This window comes from Pseudomonas koreensis, from assembly GCF_025447595.1.
In the GTDB taxonomy this organism is placed as follows: domain Bacteria; phylum Pseudomonadota; class Gammaproteobacteria; order Pseudomonadales; family Pseudomonadaceae; genus Aquipseudomonas; species Aquipseudomonas koreensis_H.
Window position 1 is genome coordinate 62,082 of record NZ_JAOEJU010000015.1, and the last position, 18,071, is coordinate 80,152.

The following is an 18,071-nucleotide window of genomic DNA, read 5'->3' on the forward strand; positions in this document are numbered from 1 at the left end:
TCAAGCCAGGGCTCTGCACCAACCTCTTCTATATATAGAGGCGGTTGAATCATCGCCCTGACAGCCGACCCCGCAAAGCAAGGTTGGCGGACAGCGCAGCATCATCGAGCAACATTGATACGACGAAGCGCCCTGCCCTGCGACCCGAAATCTGCGGCCGCCAAAATCAAAAACCGTAAAACAAAAAAGGCGCCAGACTGTTAAATCTGGCGCCTTTCGGAATATGGGGTGGACGATGGGGATCGAACCCACGACAACGGGAGTCACAATCCCGTGCTCTACCAACTGAGCTACGCCCACCATATTGCGTGCCAAAGAAGCCAAACAACTTCTTTGTAGGACTTCACCCGGCCAACGGCATGAATGAAGCTTTGATTGGTGCGGATGAAGAGACTCGAACTCTTACGCCTCGCGGCGCTGGAACCTAAATCCAGTGTGTCTACCAATTCCACCACATCCGCGGATGAAGCTTTTTAAAGCAAAGGCGCCAGACTGTTACATCTGGCGCCTTTCGAAATATGGGGTGGACGATGGGGATCGAACCCACGACAACGGGAGTCACAATCCCGTGCTCTACCAACTGAGCTACGCCCACCATATCGCGCTACTTGTGCCAATGTGCCTAATGGCGCACCCGGCAGGACTCGAACCTGCGACCATCCGCTTAGAAGGCGGATGCTCTATCCAGCTGAGCTACGGGCGCCTTGTTAGCTGTACCCTTGGAGGACTACAAACTAAGTGCTTTCCAGTCTCGCAAAACGTTGATTTCGCTCGACCTTCTTAACCAGTGCTAGGCTGTGCCCGACAAGTGCGACGAATAGTATAGAGCGACCCGAAGGTCGTCAAATCCTTTTTAAAAAAAATTCATTTAATTAAAGGGCTTAGGGGAATTTGCTGACCAAGCGCCTTTGCCCTCACCGTTTGACATGCGAGAATGCGTTCTCTTTTTTTCCCCTCTCGATGGTTAATCACGCGCAATGACTGCACAACTAATCGACGGCAAATCAATCGCCGCCAGCCTGCGCCAGCAGATCGCCCAACGGGTAGCCGAACGTCGCGAGCAAGGCTTGCGCACTCCCGGCCTCGCGGTGATCCTGGTCGGCAGCGATCCTGCCTCTCAGGTTTATGTCTCGCACAAGCGTAAAGACTGTGAAGAGGTCGGTTTCCTCTCTCAAGCCTACGACCTGCCTTCCGAAACCACTCAGCAAGCGCTGACCGATCTGATTGATCGACTGAACGACGACCCGGCAATCGACGGCGTTCTGCTTCAACTTCCTCTGCCAGAGCACCTGGACGCCTCAAAATTGCTGGAGCGCATCCGCCCGGACAAGGACGTCGACGGTTTCCATCCTTATAACGTCGGCCGTCTGGCCCAGCGCATTCCGCTGCTGCGTCCGTGCACCCCGAAGGGCATTATGACCCTGCTGGAAAGCACCGGTGCCGATCTGTACGGGATGGACGCCGTGGTTGTCGGCGCGTCCAACATCGTCGGTCGCCCGATGGCAATGGAACTGTTGCTAGCCGGTTGCACCGTGACCGTCACCCACCGCTTCACCAAGGATCTGGCCGGTCACGTCGGCCGTGCCGATCTGGTGGTCGTGGCCGCCGGCAAGCCGGGCCTGGTCAAGGGCGAGTGGATCAAAGAAGGCGCGATCGTGATCGACGTCGGCATCAACCGTCAGGACGACGGCAAACTGGTCGGTGACGTTGTGTACGAAACCGCCCTGCCTCGTGCCGGCTGGATCACTCCGGTCCCGGGCGGCGTCGGTCCGATGACCCGCGCCTGCCTGCTGGAAAACACCCTCTACGCGGCAGAAACCCTGCACGCCTGAGTCCCGTTTTCCACGCTCCGCGAACCCCGCCTTGTGCGGGGTTTTTCATGTCCTCGAAAAACTCTCCACACTTATCAAAAAATCCCACGACAAGACCAGCAGGCATTATGAGACGAGGTGCATTTGAGCTAACACGCTGAAGCATCTCTATCATAGGATGTTGAGATGACTGGGCGTATCGTGGCCAATCTGAAGAAGGATTGGCTTTTTTGACCAAGCCAATCCCACCCGGCGCGACAGCATCACGCTGCCACGCCGGGTAGCTTGGAATAACGAAATGCTTGGAGGCTGACTTGATACCAGAATGGAATGCTGAAGGAGTTCTGCCTCCTGTTAACGAGGATGACCCTGCCGGGCTCATCAGAGCACCTTATGAGGTAAGCCTTGGGCAGGTCGTAGATCGGTTCGCGACCAGCCCGGAACGATGTGATATTTTGGCCGGATACCTTGCTCACAGAGCAGAACTGCACAAGATGGGCATCGATTGCGGTTTTCAGTGGCTGGACGGCAGCTTTACTGAGGACATCGAGATGCTGGAGCACCGCCCTCCCCGAGATATCGATGTGGTGACCTTCACTCCTGCTGGTGATGTATTTTTTGACGGCCTCGACGATCGCGAAATCAAACTTCTTGGCGGCGATCGGGCAAATCTCAAGAAAGAGTTCAAGATCGACTTCTACATCCAGTCATTGAGCGACCCTGCCGAAACTTTGGTTGCCATGACAACCTATTGGTACAGCATGTGGTCACATCGGCGTACCGGCCAGTGGAAAGGTTTTTTGAAAATTGACCTTTCTCCTGTTCACGATGCAGATGCAGAAGGCTTGCTCGTGGTACGCCGGCAGGAGCTTGAACATGAACAGATCTGAATACACTCATAAGGCTGCGGAGCTCAGCTTTCTTGAAAAGCAGGCTGCCGCTCCAGGTATAAGCAAACTCACCCTCATGTCTATTCAGGCAAGAATTGAACAGGCTCGGGCCTGTCTTGTCGACAACGGCAAGCATGCCTATCGGCCAGCAAAGGTTCGACTGACTTATCGTGGCGTTCCTGTTTGGGGGACACACGGTGTGCTAGCCGAATTTGGAACTAATGCGACCCGGGCATTCAGCGTCGCGATAACGGCAATTGCAGCGTCGGTTTCCGGATCACTGGCAGACAAGGGCCCCATCCCGAACCGCCTGAGCAACCAGCTTTTAATTACTGGTCCAGCTCGCGGATCCTTTGGATTCGAGCTCGAAGAAATACCTGCGGACAAGCAGCTTGATATCGAGGGCACCACTCCGGTATCGCAAGCTATCGACATTCTCACCGAGCTGCTTGAGGCCACGACCAAAAGTGATGAAGAGTTGTCCGAGCCAGTCTCCCGCCTGGCCGATAGAGCGATAGCTGCCGTCTCGGACTTCCTCAACGAGCTATCTGAAAATGACGCGTCCTGTGCGCTAACGACGAACTCCCGCAGATTCCAGTTCTCTGACGTTGAGCAAGTTCGCCGCAGTAAAGCGCGGTTAAGCCGAGACAACATCAAAGAGGATGATGAGACCTTCACCGGGGCCTTTATCGGAGTCTTGCCCGAGAAGAGGGTCTTTGAATTCAAAACCAACAGCGGCGAGATTATTCACGGAAGGATTCCCACGGAAATCACGACTCCGAATGACATCAACGGCCACCTTTACACGCAACTGACCATTCAAGTTACCGCGAGGAGAATTGGATCGAGCAATCCGAGATACAGGCTCAAAGCTTTACCTTGGGCCCAACATTAAACCCATGCCAGGCCCGAAAACCCTGCACGCCTGAGTCCCGTTTTCCACGCTCCGCGAACCCCGCCTTGTGCGGGGTTTTTCATGCCCTCGAAAAAACCTTTACCGTTCGCCGGAAACCCCTATTTTTACAGGGCTTTTCACGACTTTTTCATGCCTTGCGGACAACCATCGACAGTTCTTCAACCATACTCCTACAATGCGTCGTTTTTACGACACAGCCCGTTACAAAGAACGGCATTTCCAACCTTCATGAGTTCGCCCGCGTGAATATTCGTCTGTCCATCCTGAGCCTGGTTTTTGCATTTTCAGGCACGCTCCTCACGCCAACGGTCAACGCCGCCGAAACTACCGCTGCCCCTCGAGACGCTTCGCAATTGAAGATTGCCTCCGGCAGCGCCCTGCTGATGGATCTGCAGACCAACAAAGTCATTTATTCCAGCAACCCGGACGTGGTGGTGCCCATCGCGTCCGTGAGCAAATTGATGACCGGTTTGGTAGTGGTCGAAGCGCACCAGAACATGGACGAATGGATTGACGTCGACATCAGCCGTACACCCGAAATGAAAGGCGTGTTTTCCCGCGTCAAACTGCGAAGTGAACTACCCCGCCGAGAGATGCTGCTGATTGCCCTGATGTCCTCGGAAAACCGCGCCGCCGCCAGTCTGGCTCACCACTACCCGGGCGGTTACGCGGCATTCATCGCAGCGATGAACGCCAAGGCCAAGGCGCTGGGCATGACCAGCACGCACTTTGTGGAGCCCACCGGCCTGTCGGAGCGCAACGTTTCCACCGCCCGCGACCTGAGCAAGTTGCTGGTGGCCGCGCACAAGCAGCCGCTGCTCATCGAGCTGACCACCACCAAGGAAAAGACCGTCTCGTTCCGCAAACCCAATTACACCCTGGGTTTCCGTAACACCGACCACCTGGTTAACAAGGCCGACTGGGATATCCGCATCACCAAGACCGGTTTCACCAACCCGGCCGGCCACTGCCTGGTGCTGGTGACCCGCATGGCCAACCGTCCCGTCGCCCTGGTGATTCTCGACGCGTTCGGCAAATACACCCATTTCGCCGATGCCAGCCGCATCCGCAGCTGGGTGGAAACCGGCAAGAGCGCCAATGTTCCAGCGGTGGCTCAGCAATACAAGGCCGACAAAAACCTCAAGAGTCGCCAAAGTGGCGTGATCGAAGCCTCCAAGTAATCCGTCACCCATGAAAAAGCCCCGAATCGTCGGGGCTTTTTCATTTATGCACTCAGTCGTTGGGCAACGGCATCTTGTCGTCATCGGGAATGCCGTCACCGGCGCTCGGGTCGCGCGAATGCTCTGGCGTGACCACCGCCGGACGCGCCAACGGATCGCGCAGAGGGCTCTCCGGATCCAGCACCGGATCAACTTCCGGCTCAGGGGTGGTTGGCACACTGTCAGGTTTGTGGTCGTCGAAACTCGAATCGGTACTCATACGCACCTCGCTTCAAGGCTTGAGATCAGCCAAGGGATCGTAAGGCTTGGCCGGACGCTTGGGATCTTCGCCCGGCCGCACATCCTTCGGCGCCTTCGCCGGGCCGACGGGATCGACTTGCGGGTCCTCAAGATCCGGCGAGTCCGGATCGAAGCCCAAGTCGTCACCACTGCCGTGCTCGGACGAATGCGGCCCGCTGGGTGAAGGTGGAATTGCCATGTTCGCCTCCTGAACCGGCCGGAAAATACCGGACGCTACAATTCAGAAACGCGCGATCCACGAGGGTGCCCGACAAGCGACGAACGGAACCTCAGTGCGCCGCCAGCGCCTTCCTCGCCTGCGCCGCTTCCCGCTCCTGCCCGGCCTGGGCCAGTGCGTCGGCCGCCTTGAGCCAGCGTTGTTGATCGACCGCTGCCGGAATCTGCGTCGGTTTCTGGATCAACACAGCCCAGCCGCCGGACTTTTCGAGGGCCGACTCAAACGAGCTGAAGCTCATCAATTCACGGCGATTCATCCCGGCACGCAGCAGCACCTTCTGCTTCAAACGATCGTAGCCGGACAGAATCGCGTAACGCGGCTCCGCCCAAAACGCCGAACCCTCGCTGAAATGCACCATCACCGGATACCCGGCCGCCACTTGAGTCAGCAGCGCTGGCAGATTGCTGTCCAGCGGATACACGACCATCCCGTACTCACGCGCAAGGCTCTGCAGATTCTGCTGCAACTTGTCCTCGGCGCCCGGCAAGTGCAGCGGTTTTTCCAGCAAACCCGGCGTGATCACGATGCCCTGCTGCGACAGCAGGCTGGCCAGCACTTGCGGCCCGCTTTGATAGGCCTCGCCGCGATAGAACGTGCCGCTGAGCTCGACCCGCTCCGGCAGGCGCTTGACCTCCGGCGCCACACTGCCTGCACACCCCACCAATGCTGTTACGCAACCGGCCACCAGCAGCGCCGTGCGAATCCGGGAAAATAGCTGCACCATCGTCACTCTCTTGATCAATTACCGGTCATCGTGTTCCGGCTTGGTCGAGGATCATAGGACGGCACAACGTTGCGGTATAGCCCAAAGCGGCAGATGCATCGGCTGCATAGAGCGAACTGATTGGTCACCACCGACCTTTGGTCAATAGCCTGAAACACGCCAGCGACTAGACTGTCACTTAAGACAAGAGCCAAAGAGCGAGCGCCCGACGCAGGGCGAAGAGGAGGCACAGATGAGCCTGACCATGACCATCGTAATGCTGATTGCCGGCTGGCTGGCCGTTGCCGCCGCCATGCTGTGGGGCGTGTTGCGGATTTCCCGCCGCCATCACCACCCGGTACAACCTGCACCGACCAGGAAGATCGAGAAACACGACGCCCGTCACGCCACCGCGCACTGACTTTCCGTAACCGACACAAACAAAAAGGCCGCCTGGACTCTCGCGAGTTCAGGCGGCCTTTGGTTTTCCAGCGATTACGCTTCGGCAGTCAGTTTCTTCTGCTTGGCGCGGCGCGACATCATGTTCAGCACTTCAATCGCAGCCGAGAACGCCATGGCGGCATACACATAACCTTTCGGTACGTGGGCGCCGAAGCCTTCGGCGATCAGCGTCATACCGATCATGATCAGGAAGCCCAGAGCCAGCATCACCACCGTCGGGTTGTCGTTGATGAACTTGGCCAGCGGGTCGGCTGCGAACAGCATCACCAGCACCGAGACAACAACCGCGATCACCATGATTGGCAAGTGTTCGGTCATGCCGACCGCCGTAATGATGCTGTCGATCGAGAACACCATGTCCAGCATCAGGATCTGCCCGATGGCGGCAGCGAAGCCCAAGGTCACTTTAGACGTAGCGGTCTTCGGATCTTCCGGTGCCGGGTCCATGCTGTGATGGATCTCCGTGGTGGCTTTCCACAACAGGAACAGGCCGCCGGCGATCAGGATCATGTCCTTCCAGGAGAACGCGTGGCCGAGGATCTCGATAACCGGCGCGGTCAGCTGAACGATGAACGCGATGGTGCTCAACAAGGCCAGACGCATGATCAGCGCCATGCCGATCCCCAGACGACGGGCTTTCTGCCGGTACTGCTCGGGCAGTTTGTTGGTCAGGATCGAGATAAAGATCAGGTTATCGATGCCGAGCACGATTTCCATCACTACCAGCGTGGCCAAGGCAATCCAGGCGGTCGGGCTGGCGGCGAGTTCTAACAGATATTCCATGGGTCAGTCCTGACTCTGTGTAAGACGGTTTAGATTTCCTGGGAGGACGATTCGGATTTTTCTTCGTCGTCTTTCGGTTCTTTCTTGCTGATCAAATTGCCGGTGGCATCGCTGAGGGCCTCTTCGGCAGCCTTGTGCGTGTCGTCGATGGCTTGCTTGGCCGCTTCAGCCGCCTGCCCCATCAGTTGCTGGGCGCTCTTTTCGGCCTGGTCGCAACCGGCCAATACCAGTAAAGACGCGATCAGTAACGCCGTAGTTTTTAGTTTCATGATGCTTCCCTCGATAGAACTGACAGCGCCGTACAGACCGGCCGTCGATGGCTGGGCATTCTAGGGAGACAAATACTTCAGGAAAATTCGTATTTTTAGCGGCTATACTTCGATTTATACGAACTGTATTTGACGGACCGAACCCCATGCTCAATTACCGACAACTGCACTACTTTTGGGTGGTGGCCAAGACCGGCAGCATCGTGCGCGCCTGCGAGCAACTGAACCTGACGCCGCAGACCATCAGCGGGCAGATTTCCCTGCTCGAACAGACCTACGGCATCGAGTTGTTTCAACGGGTCGGCCGCCAGCTTGAGCTCACCGAAGCCGGGCGTCAGGCCCTGCCCTATGCCGAGCAGATGTTCCAGCTCGGCGGCGAACTGGAGCTGATGCTGCGCGCCCAGCCCAATGAACAGCAGATCCTGTTCCGGGTCGGCGTGGCGGACGTGGTGCCCAAATCCATCGTCTATCGCCTGATCGCGCCGACCATGGAGTTGAGCGAACCACTGCGCATCACCTGCCGCGAAGACAAACTCGAGCGCCTGCTGGCGGATCTGGCGATCCAGCGCCTGGACCTGGTGATCTCCGACAGCCCGATGCCCTCGCACCTGGACATCAAGGGCTACAGCCAGAAACTCGGCGAATGCGGAATCAGTTTTTTCGCCACCGCCGAACTGGCAGCGCAATACGGTCAGGATTTCCCGCGCAGCCTGCACGGTGCGCCGCTGTTGATCCCCGGCGCGGAAACCGTAGTACGCAGCCGCTTGCAGCGCTGGTTCGCCGAACAGCAGATTCAGCCGAGGATTGTCGGGGAGTTCGATGACAGCGCCTTGATGCAGGCGTTCGGCCAGTCCGGCAGCGGGATTTTCATCGGCCCGAGCGTGATTGCCGATGAGGTGAAACGCCAGTACGGCGTCGAGTTGATCGGCCAGACCGATGCGGTGAGCGAGTCGTTCTACGCGATCTCGGTGGAGCGCAAGGTCAAGCACCCCGGCATCAAAGCGATTACCGAAGGTGCCCGACGCGAGCTGTTTACAGCGTTTTAAGCCGGCGCGCAGACGTCGCGCGGCTTGAGCACCATCAGCACCATGGCGAGGAAGATCGACAGCAGAATGAACCCGGCCGCGGCGAAGCCCACAAAGCCCAGACCGGCACTGTCGATCACTCGACCGCCAATGATCGCGCCCAGACCAATCCCGAGGTTGGCCCCGGCTATGTTCAGCGACGCGGCGAAGGCCGGCGCCTCAGGAGCTGCCTTCATCAAGCGCACGTGGCTGACCAGGAATAACGCCGCCTGGGTCACGCCCCAGATACCCATCGCCGCCGCCAGACCCAGCGACGAGTTGATGTTCGGCACCAGCGCCACCATCCCGGGGATCATGAACGCGCAGAACATCACCGAAGCCATCAGCGGATGGCGATCCACCGCACGACCGCCCAGCGAGTTACCGATCAGACCGACCGCGCCAAAGCCCATCAGACACCAGCCGACCACGGTGCCATTGAAGCCGGCCAGACGCTCAAGGATGTCCGCCAGATAGGTGTAGGCGGTGAACATGCCGCTGAACACCAGGATCGACAGCAGCACATGGCCGAGCATCAGCGGGCTGCGCAGGATCTTGAACTGCGAAGCGAAACTGACCTGATGCTGGTGCAGGCTGGTTTTCGGCAGATAGACAAACAGCAGCAGCGCCTTGGCGAACGCGATCACCGCCAGAATGGCAAAAGCACTGCGCCAGCCGAACGCATCGGAAATCAGCGTGCCGACCGGAATCCCGAACACGGTGGCGCAGACAATGCCGAAGCCGATCTTGGCGATTGCGCGACCGGCGAAGTCCGGGCCGACGATGTCCACCGCCGTTTCACTGGCCAGCGCCCAGAACACCGGCAGCCCCAGCGCCGGGATCAGCCGGGCAATCGCCATGACCCAGATGTTCGGCGCCAGTGCCGCCACGGTATTGGCCAGACCGAACATGATCAGGATGGTGATGAACAGTTTGCGGCGCTCGAAGCGGGCGAAATATGCGGTCAAGAATGGGCCGAACATCGCCACGGTGAAAGCGAATAGAGTCACCAGCAGCCCGGCCTGCGGGATGGTGACGGCCAGGTCGCGAGCAATCGCCGGCAGCAGGCCGACGATGACGAACTCCGTGGTCAGCACCGTGAACCCGGCGGCAGACAACAGAAGGATGGGCAACAGCATGAGGAACTCCAGCAAAACGACGACACCAGCGCTGACCCGAGGGCCCGCCGGCAGAACTTGAAAATAAGGATGCGCAATCTTAACAGAGTGTTTCCCGAGTGACTTGCACAAACCTGTCTAAGTTGCAGAGGGATCCGGTGGCAGATCGTCACAGGTCTGAAGGATCCGGACGACGCTGTGATAAAGTCCGCGCCCTGCAAAACGTACACCCTGTTCAGCCACCCGTTTAACGGTGTGACTGTCGCGTCAGTCCTTTCGGTTCGTGTCTGTGGCCTGCCCCCGATTCATCGCCCGGATCACGCAACCTTGCACCCTATAAAAAAACCAGAGATGCCGTTATGACCGCTTCATCCCCTTCTCTATTGCAACGTCTTAAAAGCCTCAGCCTGGTCACGCAGATCCTGATCGGCCTGATTGCCGGCATCGCCCTCGCGCTGTTCGCGCCGGAGGCGGCCAAAGGCACGGCCTTCATCGGCAAGGTGTTCGTCTCGGCCCTGAAAGCCGTGGCACCGATCCTGGTGTTCGTGCTGGTCATGGCGTCGATTGCCAACCACAAGCACGGCCAGGAAACCCACATCCGGCCGATCCTGTTCCTGTATCTGCTGGGCACCTTCGCCGCTGCCGTGGTCGCGGTGATTGCCAGCATGATGTTCCCGTCGCATCTGGTGCTGTCCACCGACAACATCGCGGTAAGCGCCCCGGGCGGCATCAGTGAAGTGCTGCAAAGCCTGTTGCTGAGCGTGGTCGACAACCCGGTGAGCGCACTGATGAATGCCAACTTCATCGGCATTCTGGCCTGGGCCATCGGCATGGGCGTGGCGATCCGGCACGCCGGCGACACCACCCGCGAAGTGGTCAGCGACCTGTCCAACGGCGTGACCCTGATCGTGCGCGTGGTGATTCGCTTCGCGCCGCTGGGGATTTTCGGTCTGGTGGCCTCGACCCTGGCCACCTCCGGTTTCGGCGCGCTGGTCGGTTACGCGCACCTGCTGGCGGTTTTGCTGGGTTGCATGCTGTTCGTCGCGCTGGTGATGAACCCGTTGATCGTGTTCTGGAAGCTGCGTCGCAACCCGTACCCGCTGACGCTCCAGTGCCTGCGTGAAAGCGGTATCACCGCGTTCTTCACCCGCAGCTCGGCGGCGAACATTCCGGTCAACCTGGAATTGAGCAAGCGCCTGGGCCTGCATGAAGACACCTACTCGGTATCGATTCCGCTCGGCGCCACCATCAACATGGCCGGTGCGTCGATCACCATCACCGTGCTGACCCTCGCGGCCGTGCACACCCTGGGCATTGCCGTGGACATCCCGACTGCGATCCTGCTCAGCGTCGTCGCCGCGATCTGCGCCTGCGGTGCGTCGGGCGTGGCCGGTGGCTCGCTGCTGCTGATTCCGCTGGCGTGCAGCCTGTTCGGCATCCCGAGCGAAATCGCCATGCAGGTGGTGGCAGTCGGTTTCATCATCGGCGTGCTGCAGGATTCGGCCGAGACGGCGCTGAATTCCTCCACCGACGTGCTGTTCACCGCCGCCGCGTGCCTGGGCGAAGGGCAAAAAAACCAGCGTCCGGCGTAAAAAACCGGCGCAACAAAAAGCCCGCCAAGGCGCAAACCTTGGCGGGCTTTTTGTTGCGGAACGTTTAGAACGCGCCCATGTAATCGCGCTTGCCCACTTCCACACCGTTATGACGCAGCAGTGCGTAGGTGGTGGTGACGTGGAAGAAGAACTGCGGCAGGCCGTAGCTCAGCAGGTAAGCCTGACCACTGAAGCGCTTCTCTTTCGGAGTGCCCGGACGAGTCACGATCTCGATGCCTTCCTTGCCATTGATCTGCTCTGGCTTGATCTCGCCGATGAAGGCCAGAACCTTGGCGATCAGCGCTTGCAGCTCGGCGAAGGTGGTTTCGGTGTCGTCATATTTCGGAATTTCGATTTCGGCCAGACGCGAGGACACGCCTTTGGCGAAGTCCACGGCGATCTGCACCTGACGCACCAGCGGGAACATGTCCGGGTACAGACGCGCTTGCAGGAAGGCGTTCGGGTCGATGTTTTTCTCGGTGGCGTGGGCTTCAGCTTTTTTCAGCACATCGCTCACGGCGTTGAGCATTTGTTGGAAAACCGGGACGGATGCGGCGTACAGGGAAATGGTCATGGCAGTCTCACGTGGTGGCTGGGTGAATCGTGGGGGCGATTATAGCCATGCTCGCATGGCGGCGCGGCTTGTCTTTTATCCAGCAAGGATTAGGCTAGGCGCCTTCGACTGCAGAGGGAACGCGCGATGACCACAGAATTTGAAACCAGCTCCGACGAACCACGGCTCAACGCCACGGAAATCCGCATTCTGGGCTCGTTGATCGAGAAACAGGCCACCAGCCCGGAAACCTACCCGTTGACCCTCAACGCGCTGGTGCTGGCCTGCAACCAGAAAACCAGCCGGGAACCGGTGATGAACCTGACCCAGGGCCAGGTCGGCCAGAGCCTGCGCGCCCTCGAAAGCCGCGGGTTCGCCAAACTGGTGATGGGCAGTCGCGCCGACCGCTGGGAGCACAAGGTCGACAAGACGCTGGAGCTGGTGCCGGCGCAATTGATCCTGACCGGCTTGATGTTCCTGCGCGGCCCGCAGACCGTCAACGAACTGCTGACCCGCAGCGGTCGCATGCATGAGTTCGAAGATGCCGAGCAAGTGGTGCATCAGCTGGAACGCCTGATCGCACGGGAACTGGCGGTGTTGATTCCGCGTCAGGCCGGCCAGCGCGAAGATCGCTACACCCACGCGCTGGGCGATCCGGCGGACATCGAGGCGATTATCGCGGCGCGGCAGAACCCGAGTGATCGCGGGGCTGCCAGCGGCGTGTCAGTGGAGCGCATCGAAGAGCTGGAAGCGCGGATTGCTGCGCTGGAAGAGCGTCTGGCCCGCCTCGAAGAATAAGCGCACCGGGGCGGCGTTATTCGCCGTCCCAGTAATCCACGCCGTCCGCTTGCCGCGCTACCGCGACAAATCCCGAGGCATTGCCTTCGGCATCGATGCTGAAGTTGTCCATCACCGCGTATTTGTTCGAGTCCGGGTACTCGCAGATTTCCGGTTGCTGCTGGGTGCTGACTGCCAGATAGCGCAGCTCCGCAGCACTGGTGTTGATGATCTGATGCGCCGCTTCCGGGCCGCCCGGTGGGCAGGCAATAACGTCGCCGGCGCGGATCGGGAAACGTTCGGCGCCCAAGCGCACCTCCCCTTCCCCGGCCACCACGTAGAACATTTCCTCATTGACCCGATGACTGTGAAACGGACTGCCGCGCATGCCCGGCGGCAGCGCATAAAGTCGATAACCCAGCTTCTGTGCACCCAGTTGCTGGCCGACCCGGGCCAGACGCTGGTGATAGCGCCCGGCGGTTTCGCCTTCGGGAGACAGGGCTTCGGGGAGTGGTTCGAGTTCGACGTCATTCAGGTTGAGAATGGGCGGATGCATGCAAACCTCGGTTTTTTGTGATGGGCAAGTCTGTGCTTGCTGATCCGGCAGTATAGGCAAACTGTTCGGATCAAAAACCATGTCGCGGCCTTCGCGAGCAAGCTCGCTCCCACATTGAAATGCATTTCCACTGTGGGAGCGAGCTTGCTCGCGAAAAAGACCGATCAGGCACCGCCTCTCCAAGCCTTTTAGCTACGGGCAAACGCCACCGCTGCATCGAACTGCTCAACCGTCGGCCGCACGCCGGTGTACAGCACGAACTGCTCCAGCGCCTGGATCGCGATCACTTCCAGCCCGGTGATCACCTTTTTACCTTCTGCTCGGCCGCGCACAATCAGCGGGGTTTCCGAGGGGATCGCCACCACATCGAAAACGGTGTCGGCAGACTTGATCACATCCACCTCAAAAGAAAGCTGACCCGCTTCAGGGCCGCCGTCCATCCCGACCGGAGTCACGTTGATCAGCATCTGCGGACGCTCGCCGCCCAGTTCCGCCTGCCATCGATAGCCCAGGGAATCCGCCAGCGCACGGCCGGAGCGCTCGTTGCGAGCGATGATCAAACCGTTTTTGTAACCGCCATCGCGCAAGGCACTGGCCACAGCCTTGGCCATGCCGCCGCTGCCGCGCAGGGCAAAAGTCGTGTCCTTCGGCACCGCGTGGGTTTCCAGCAACTGAGCGATGGCAATGTAATCGGTGTTGTAGGCCTTGAGATGGCCGTTGGTGTTGACGATGGTGTTGATCGACTGGATCGCCGCCGCCGAGGCATCCAGCTCATCGACCAGCGCAATGCTGGCTTCCTTGAACGGCATCGACACCCCGCAACCGCGAATCCCCAGCGCGCGGATCCCACCGACGGCACCCGGCAGATCCTGGCTGCTGAATGCCTTGTAGTAGAAATTCAGGCCCAGTTGTTCATACAAATGGTTATGAAAACGCAGACCGAAATTCCCGGGACGCCCAGACAGGGACATGCACAATTGGGTGTCTTTGTTGGGGTTCATCTGCATGGGAGGCTCCTTCGAATGCACTTTCGGATGGACGGGATTAGCCAGCCCATCGGGTTCTGAACGATCATGAGTCGGTCTGTTCCGGGCATCACAGCCGATGCCGGAAATCCGGTAAACAAACCGGTACAGACCTTACACAAAATTTACCTAGCGGCCGTGCTGTTTTTCAAAATGTTGCTGTCTTAGAAGTATCCCCGCGCCATCCCGAGCCTGTTGCAGGCCCGGACGCCGGGTCGAAGAACCGAGGAATTATCATGATTCGTAAACTCCCCATCGTGGCCTTGTTGATTGGTGCATTCGCGATCACGGGTCAGGCAGAAGCCCACGGCGGTGGCTGGCAGGGCCCGGCGGTATTTGGTGCGATCGTCGGCTCGGCCATCATCGGCTCGGCGCTCATCAACCAGGATCGGCCGGTGTACGTCCAACAGCCTGTTTACGCTCAACCGGCACCGGTCTACGTGCAGCAACCGCCGCCACCGGTCTACTACCAGCCGGCCCCGGTCTATGTGCAGCAACCGGTCTACGTCCAACCGGCCCCGGTCTATTACGGCCCGCCGCGCGGTTATTACGGCCGGCCACACTATTACGGTGGCCCGCGCTGGTAACCGGCAAACGAAGCCCCGCTTGATAGCGGGGCTTTTTATTGTCTGCGGGAAAGCCAACCGTCCGTCGGCCAAGGTCTGAAAAAATCTCGCCAAGGTCGCTATGGAGACAGTTCGAAACGTTAAAGTCGGCATGATGGACTCGACCGTCGGGGGCAAAACACAAACGGTCATCTATTTGTCATGACGGAACCGCACTCTGAATCCGTCCGCATACAACAGGTTGATAACAACAAGGACGACTTGAATGCCTACACAGAATCCGCACCGCATCGTCGGTTTATGCACCTCGAGCAAGGTCTACAACGCCCTGACCGAACTCAAGCACCTGGAAGGCCACCGCACCGCGAAGTTTCTCTCGCTGCTGGCGGAAAACCTGGTGCGCAAGGGGTTTCTCAACGAACACGAGATCGTGCACATGCTCGATCAAGTGGTGGATTGAGCCAGCCCTCACTGGCATCAATGACCACTATCGAAAGCGTTGATTGTCCCTGAAACGGACGAGTCCTTAAGGTAGCTCCATAGATTGATGGAGGTACTTCTCATGGCTCAGGTTCAAATCATGTCCGTAATCGGCAGCGCCGTTCCCGCTCAACTCCGAGAGCTGGGATTGCTCGCCTGCTGGTATCTGGTGCGCGACGGCGAACCGGTCAGTGGGCCGCTCACTTCGTTGCCCGCCGCCCAGGCACTGTCACAGCAGATCGGCAAGACCCCCTTCAATGCCTAAGGGAGTTGCACCTTCGGCCTGGTTTCGACGAACAGCGCCCAGCTCGACATGAACAACGCCGCGATCAGCGGCCCGATCACAAAACCGTTCAGACCGAACACCGCCATGCCACCCAGGGTCGATATCAGGATCATGTAGTCCGGCATCCTGGTGTCCTTGCCCACCAGGATCGGTCGCAGCAAGTTATCGACCAGCCCGATCACAAACACCCCGAACAACCCCAGCACCACGCCTTGCCAGATCATGGAGCTGAGCAGGAAGTACACCGCTACCGGCGCCCAGACGATCCCCGCACCCACCGCCGGCAACAGCGACAGAAACGCCATCAGCACCGCCCAGAGCAACGCGCTGGGAATGTCGAGAAACCAGAATATCGCCCCGCCCAATGCACCTTGCGTGATCGCGACCACCAAATTGCCCTTTACCGTCGCGCGCACCACCCGGTTGAATTTCAGCTGTAGACGACGCTTGTGATGCTCCTCCAGCGGCACCGCCGTGCGCACTTTACGCGCCAGCTCGGGGCCGTCGCGCAAGAAGAAAAACAGCAGGTACAGCATGATGAAAAAACTCACCACAAATTCAAACGTACCCTGGCCGAAACTGAAAGCCTGCGTTGCCAATACCTGACTGCCCTGCATCGCAGCCTTGACGATTTTCTCGCGCAAGGCATCGAGTTCGCCCACACCGAAACGATCGAGCAAGTGCTGAAAATAAGGCGGGAGGCTGTGTTTGAACTGGTTCAGATACGCGGCGATATCGAGTTTGCCGCTTTCGATGTTGTTGTAGACCGTTGCACCTTCCTGCACCAGCAACACGCTAATGACGATCACCGGCAAAATCGCGATGACCAGACAGACGCTCAACGTGCACAAAGAGGTCAGGTTGCGTTGCCAGCCGAACTTCAGCTGCAACCGGCGTTGCATCGGTGCAAACAGAATGCCGAGAATAACTGCCCAGAACACCGCGCCGTAGAACGGCAGCAGGATCCAGATAAAGGCCACCGTCACCAGAAACAGCAGCACGGTGAGGGATTTGAACTGCAGACTCTTTTGGTTCATGTCCGATCCAGGTCAGTCGGGCGCCACCCGCGCCCGTCTCGTTTAGTCAGCTTGCGCCCGCGCGAGTGCCCTGTTTCTTCATGGAGCATAGATCCAGATCAATAAACCCTCGGCGCAACTGCTCTACCCTGCCGCGCTTTTGCGACCGACGCCGCCATGACGACCTCCTTCACCCCCGAACTGCTCGCCCCCGCCGGCACCCTGAAAAACATGCGTTACGCCTTCGCCTACGGGGCCGATGCGGTGTATGCCGGCCAGCCGCGCTACAGCCTGCGGGTGCGCAACAACGAGTTCGATCACGCCAACCTGGCGCTCGGAATTCGTGAAGCCCAGGCCCAGGGCAAGCGCTTCTACGTGGTGGTCAACATTGCGCCGCACAACGCCAAGCTCAAGACCTTCCTCAAGGACCTGGCACCAGTGATCGAAATGGCGCCGGACGCACTGATCATGTCCGACCCCGGCCTGATCATGCTGGTGCGCCGCCACTTCCCGCAGATGCCGATTCACTTGTCGGTGCAGGCCAACACGGTGAACTGGGCAAGCGTCGAATTCTGGCAGCAACAAGGGCTGAGCCGGATAATCCTGTCCCGTGAACTGTCGCTGGAAGAGATCGGCGAAATCCGCGAGCAAGTGCCGGGCATGGAACTGGAAGTGTTCGTTCACGGCGCACTGTGCATGGCCTATTCCGGTCGCTGTCTGCTCTCCGGTTACATGAACAAACGCGACGCCAATCAGGGCACCTGCACCAACGCCTGCCGCTGGAAATACTCGGCGCAGGAAGCCAGCGAAAACCAGCTCGGCGAAATCGTGCAGACCTTTGAGCCGCAACCGACCCTCGGTCTTGGTGCACCGACCGATCAGGTGTTCCTGCTGCAGGAAGCCAACCGTCCCGGCGAGCTGATGCCGGCATTCGAAGACGAGCACGGCACCTACATCATGAACGCCAAGGACCTGCGCGCGGTGCAGCACGTCGAGCGTCTGACCCGCATGGGCGTTCATTCACTGAAGATTGAAGGCCGGACCAAATCGCACTTCTATTGCGCGCGCACCACCCAGGTCTATCGCCGTGCCATTGACGACGCGGTGGCCGGCCGCGAATTCGACCGCAGCCTGATGACCGATCTGGAATCCCTCGCCCAGCGCGGCTACACCGAAGGCTTCCTGCGCCGCCATGTGCATGACGAATACCAGAACTATCAGAACGGCAGCTCGGTGTCGGAGCGTCAGCAGTTTGTGGGCGAACTGACCGGCGAACGTCGGGATCGGTTGGCCGAGGTGAAAGTGAAGAACCGCTTTGCGCTGGGCGATCACCTGGAACTGATGACGCCCAAGGGCAATTTCCATTTTGATCTGCATGAATTGCAGAACCTGAAAGGCGAAGCCATCGACGTGGCGCCGGGGGACGGGCACACGGTTTACTTACCGATTCCGGATGCGGTGGATCTGCGCTTCGGGTTGTTGATGCGCGACTTGAGCGGCGCCTGA

General features: G+C 59.1%; 22 protein-coding genes and 4 tRNA genes. 12 read left to right on the plus strand and 14 right to left on the minus strand.

Annotation, left to right across the window (positions count from 1 at the left end; genetic code table 11):
* Nucleotides 1-224: 224 nt before the first annotated feature.
* The 4 genes from N8H71_RS18335 to N8H71_RS18350 all read right to left on the minus strand — a co-directional run bounded on the left by N8H71_RS18335 (nt 225) and on the right by N8H71_RS18350 (nt 703).
* Nucleotides 225-300 (minus strand) — tRNA-His (locus N8H71_RS18335).
* 76 nt (nt 301-376) lie between these two features.
* Nucleotides 377-461 (minus strand) — tRNA-Leu (locus N8H71_RS18340).
* A 58-nt stretch (nt 462-519) separates the two neighbouring features.
* A tRNA-His gene (locus N8H71_RS18345) sits at nt 520-595 on the minus strand.
* Between the two features lie 31 nt (nt 596-626).
* Nucleotides 627-703: transfer RNA gene (locus N8H71_RS18350), tRNA-Arg, on the minus strand.
* Between the two features lie 274 nt (nt 704-977).
* Here N8H71_RS18350 and folD point away from each other — a divergent pair.
* From folD to pbpG, 4 genes are all read left to right on the plus strand, one after another.
* On the plus strand, nt 978-1,832 hold the full coding sequence (folD, locus tag N8H71_RS18355; RefSeq protein WP_262195072.1) for a bifunctional methylenetetrahydrofolate dehydrogenase/methenyltetrahydrofolate cyclohydrolase FolD: 855 nt from the start codon (nt 978-980) through the stop codon (nt 1,830-1,832).
* A gap of 293 nt (nt 1,833-2,125) precedes the next feature.
* Nucleotides 2,126-2,701, plus strand: a complete 576-nt coding sequence (locus tag N8H71_RS18360; protein ID WP_262195073.1) for a DUF6932 family protein — start codon at nt 2,126-2,128, stop codon at nt 2,699-2,701.
* Complete coding sequence (locus tag N8H71_RS18365) at nt 2,688-3,596, plus strand: hypothetical protein (RefSeq protein WP_262195074.1); 909 nt, start codon at nt 2,688-2,690, stop codon at nt 3,594-3,596. The genes N8H71_RS18360 and N8H71_RS18365 overlap by 14 nt, the downstream gene beginning before the upstream one ends.
* Before the next feature lie 65 nt (nt 3,597-3,661).
* Entirely contained in the window at nt 3,662-4,798 is a 1,137-nt protein-coding gene (gene pbpG, locus N8H71_RS18370; protein ID WP_157222929.1) for a D-alanyl-D-alanine endopeptidase, read from the plus strand.
* Nucleotides 4,799-4,850: 52 nt separating this feature from the next.
* On the opposite strand, the gene N8H71_RS18375 is transcribed toward pbpG, so the two are convergent.
* The 3 genes from N8H71_RS18375 to N8H71_RS18385 form a co-directional block, all read right to left on the minus strand.
* Complete coding sequence (locus N8H71_RS18375; RefSeq protein WP_007951563.1) at nt 4,851-5,057, minus strand: hypothetical protein; 207 nt, start codon at nt 5,055-5,057, stop codon at nt 4,851-4,853.
* A gap of 12 nt (nt 5,058-5,069) precedes the next feature.
* Nucleotides 5,070-5,276 carry a DUF6021 family protein gene (locus N8H71_RS18380; protein ID WP_262195075.1) on the minus strand — a complete coding sequence of 69 codons (207 nt, stop codon included), beginning with the start codon at nt 5,274-5,276 and terminating at the stop codon, nt 5,070-5,072.
* A gap of 91 nt (nt 5,277-5,367) precedes the next feature.
* The gene (locus tag N8H71_RS18385) at nt 5,368-6,039 is read right to left on the minus strand and encodes a peptidase C39 family protein (protein ID WP_262195076.1); all 672 of its coding nucleotides are present in this window, start codon (nt 6,037-6,039) and stop codon (nt 5,368-5,370) included.
* Nucleotides 6,040-6,271: 232 nt separating this feature from the next.
* On the opposite strand from N8H71_RS18385, the gene N8H71_RS18390 reads away from it, so the two are divergent.
* Complete coding sequence (locus N8H71_RS18390) at nt 6,272-6,439, plus strand: hypothetical protein (protein WP_007951566.1); 168 nt, start codon at nt 6,272-6,274, stop codon at nt 6,437-6,439.
* A 74-nt stretch (nt 6,440-6,513) separates the two neighbouring features.
* Here the strand turns inward: N8H71_RS18390 and N8H71_RS18395 are convergent, their stop codons facing one another.
* Nucleotides 6,514-7,263, minus strand: a complete 750-nt coding sequence (locus tag N8H71_RS18395; RefSeq protein ID WP_085745910.1) for a TerC family protein — start codon at nt 7,261-7,263, stop codon at nt 6,514-6,516.
* A 29-nt stretch (nt 7,264-7,292) separates the two neighbouring features.
* Complete coding sequence (locus N8H71_RS18400; RefSeq protein ID WP_007951568.1) at nt 7,293-7,532, minus strand: hypothetical protein; 240 nt, start codon at nt 7,530-7,532, stop codon at nt 7,293-7,295.
* A 146-nt stretch (nt 7,533-7,678) separates the two neighbouring features.
* Between N8H71_RS18400 and nhaR the strand changes: the two genes are divergently transcribed.
* The gene (gene nhaR / locus N8H71_RS18405; RefSeq protein ID WP_007951569.1) at nt 7,679-8,578 is read left to right on the plus strand and encodes a transcriptional activator NhaR; all 900 of its coding nucleotides are present in this window, start codon (nt 7,679-7,681) and stop codon (nt 8,576-8,578) included.
* On the opposite strand, the gene N8H71_RS18410 is transcribed toward nhaR, so the two are convergent.
* Nucleotides 8,575-9,735, minus strand: coding sequence for an MFS transporter (locus N8H71_RS18410; protein ID WP_007951570.1), 1,161 nt, complete (start codon nt 9,733-9,735; stop codon nt 8,575-8,577). The genes nhaR and N8H71_RS18410 overlap by 4 nt on opposite strands.
* A 338-nt stretch (nt 9,736-10,073) precedes the next feature.
* Between N8H71_RS18410 and sstT the strand changes: the two genes are divergently transcribed.
* On the plus strand, nt 10,074-11,306 hold the full coding sequence (sstT, locus tag N8H71_RS18415) for a serine/threonine transporter SstT (RefSeq protein WP_262195077.1): 1,233 nt from the start codon (nt 10,074-10,076) through the stop codon (nt 11,304-11,306).
* 64 nt (nt 11,307-11,370) lie between these two features.
* On the opposite strand, the gene N8H71_RS18420 is transcribed toward sstT, so the two are convergent.
* The gene (locus N8H71_RS18420) at nt 11,371-11,880 is read right to left on the minus strand and encodes a DUF1993 domain-containing protein (protein WP_007951572.1); all 510 of its coding nucleotides are present in this window, start codon (nt 11,878-11,880) and stop codon (nt 11,371-11,373) included.
* A gap of 126 nt (nt 11,881-12,006) precedes the next feature.
* Here N8H71_RS18420 and N8H71_RS18425 point away from each other — a divergent pair, with 126 nt between their 5' ends.
* Nucleotides 12,007-12,657 carry a YceH family protein gene (locus tag N8H71_RS18425; RefSeq protein ID WP_262195078.1) on the plus strand — a complete coding sequence of 217 codons (651 nt, stop codon included), beginning with the start codon at nt 12,007-12,009 and terminating at the stop codon, nt 12,655-12,657.
* Between the two features lie 16 nt (nt 12,658-12,673).
* Here the strand turns inward: N8H71_RS18425 and N8H71_RS18430 are convergent, their stop codons facing one another.
* A complete protein-coding gene (locus N8H71_RS18430; RefSeq protein ID WP_262195079.1) occupies nt 12,674-13,192 on the minus strand; it encodes a cupin domain-containing protein in 519 nt (172 codons plus the stop codon).
* A gap of 188 nt (nt 13,193-13,380) precedes the next feature.
* Entirely contained in the window at nt 13,381-14,199 is an 819-nt protein-coding gene (locus N8H71_RS18435) for a shikimate 5-dehydrogenase (RefSeq protein ID WP_262195080.1), read from the minus strand.
* Between the two features lie 254 nt (nt 14,200-14,453).
* Here N8H71_RS18435 and N8H71_RS18440 point away from each other — a divergent pair, with 254 nt between their 5' ends.
* The 3 genes from N8H71_RS18440 to N8H71_RS18450 all read left to right on the plus strand — a co-directional run bounded on the left by N8H71_RS18440 (nt 14,454) and on the right by N8H71_RS18450 (nt 15,528).
* Nucleotides 14,454-14,804 (plus strand): hypothetical protein, encoded by a 351-nt coding sequence (locus tag N8H71_RS18440; protein WP_007951578.1) that lies wholly within the window; start codon nt 14,454-14,456, stop codon nt 14,802-14,804.
* A gap of 244 nt (nt 14,805-15,048) precedes the next feature.
* A complete protein-coding gene (locus N8H71_RS18445; protein ID WP_007951579.1) occupies nt 15,049-15,243 on the plus strand; it encodes a hypothetical protein in 195 nt (64 codons plus the stop codon).
* A 102-nt stretch (nt 15,244-15,345) separates the two neighbouring features.
* Entirely contained in the window at nt 15,346-15,528 is a 183-nt protein-coding gene (locus tag N8H71_RS18450) for a hypothetical protein (RefSeq protein ID WP_262195081.1), read from the plus strand.
* On the opposite strand, the gene N8H71_RS18455 is transcribed toward N8H71_RS18450, so the two are convergent.
* On the minus strand, nt 15,525-16,586 hold the full coding sequence (locus tag N8H71_RS18455) for an AI-2E family transporter (RefSeq protein WP_262195082.1): 1,062 nt from the start codon (nt 16,584-16,586) through the stop codon (nt 15,525-15,527). The two genes, N8H71_RS18450 and N8H71_RS18455, sit on opposite strands and share 4 nt — an antisense overlap.
* 156 nt (nt 16,587-16,742) lie before the next feature.
* On the opposite strand from N8H71_RS18455, the gene yegQ reads away from it, so the two are divergent.
* The gene (yegQ, locus tag N8H71_RS18460) at nt 16,743-18,071 is read left to right on the plus strand and encodes a tRNA 5-hydroxyuridine modification protein YegQ (RefSeq protein ID WP_262195083.1); all 1,329 of its coding nucleotides are present in this window, start codon (nt 16,743-16,745) and stop codon (nt 18,069-18,071) included.

Bases quoted from the DNA above. Each gene is read 5' to 3' on its own strand.
- folD (WP_262195072.1), top strand. From the start codon at position 978: ATGACTGCACAACTAATCGACGGCAAATCAATCGCCGCCAGCCTGCGC.
- N8H71_RS18365 (WP_262195074.1), top strand. From the start codon at position 2,688: ATGAACAGATCTGAATACACTCATAAGGCTGCGGAGCTCAGCTTTCTT.
- N8H71_RS18375 (WP_007951563.1), bottom strand. From the start codon at position 5,057: ATGAGTACCGATTCGAGTTTCGACGACCACAAACCTGACAGTGTGCCA.
- N8H71_RS18380 (WP_262195075.1), bottom strand. From the start codon at position 5,276: ATGGCAATTCCACCTTCACCCAGCGGGCCGCATTCGTCCGAGCACGGC.
- N8H71_RS18385 (WP_262195076.1), bottom strand. From the start codon at position 6,039: ATGGTGCAGCTATTTTCCCGGATTCGCACGGCGCTGCTGGTGGCCGGT.
- N8H71_RS18390 (WP_007951566.1), top strand. From the start codon at position 6,272: ATGAGCCTGACCATGACCATCGTAATGCTGATTGCCGGCTGGCTGGCC.
- N8H71_RS18395 (WP_085745910.1), bottom strand. From the start codon at position 7,263: ATGGAATATCTGTTAGAACTCGCCGCCAGCCCGACCGCCTGGATTGCC.
- N8H71_RS18400 (WP_007951568.1), bottom strand. From the start codon at position 7,532: ATGAAACTAAAAACTACGGCGTTACTGATCGCGTCTTTACTGGTATTG.
- nhaR (WP_007951569.1), top strand. From the start codon at position 7,679: ATGCTCAATTACCGACAACTGCACTACTTTTGGGTGGTGGCCAAGACC.
- N8H71_RS18410 (WP_007951570.1), bottom strand. From the start codon at position 9,735: ATGCTGTTGCCCATCCTTCTGTTGTCTGCCGCCGGGTTCACGGTGCTG.
- sstT (WP_262195077.1), top strand. From the start codon at position 10,074: ATGACCGCTTCATCCCCTTCTCTATTGCAACGTCTTAAAAGCCTCAGC.
- N8H71_RS18420 (WP_007951572.1), bottom strand. From the start codon at position 11,880: ATGACCATTTCCCTGTACGCCGCATCCGTCCCGGTTTTCCAACAAATG.
- N8H71_RS18425 (WP_262195078.1), top strand. From the start codon at position 12,007: ATGACCACAGAATTTGAAACCAGCTCCGACGAACCACGGCTCAACGCC.
- N8H71_RS18430 (WP_262195079.1), bottom strand. From the start codon at position 13,192: ATGCATCCGCCCATTCTCAACCTGAATGACGTCGAACTCGAACCACTC.
- N8H71_RS18435 (WP_262195080.1), bottom strand. From the start codon at position 14,199: ATGCAGATGAACCCCAACAAAGACACCCAATTGTGCATGTCCCTGTCT.
- N8H71_RS18440 (WP_007951578.1), top strand. From the start codon at position 14,454: ATGATTCGTAAACTCCCCATCGTGGCCTTGTTGATTGGTGCATTCGCG.
- N8H71_RS18445 (WP_007951579.1), top strand. From the start codon at position 15,049: ATGCCTACACAGAATCCGCACCGCATCGTCGGTTTATGCACCTCGAGC.
- N8H71_RS18450 (WP_262195081.1), top strand. From the start codon at position 15,346: ATGGCTCAGGTTCAAATCATGTCCGTAATCGGCAGCGCCGTTCCCGCT.
- N8H71_RS18455 (WP_262195082.1), bottom strand. From the start codon at position 16,586: ATGAACCAAAAGAGTCTGCAGTTCAAATCCCTCACCGTGCTGCTGTTT.
- yegQ (WP_262195083.1), top strand. From the start codon at position 16,743: ATGACGACCTCCTTCACCCCCGAACTGCTCGCCCCCGCCGGCACCCTG.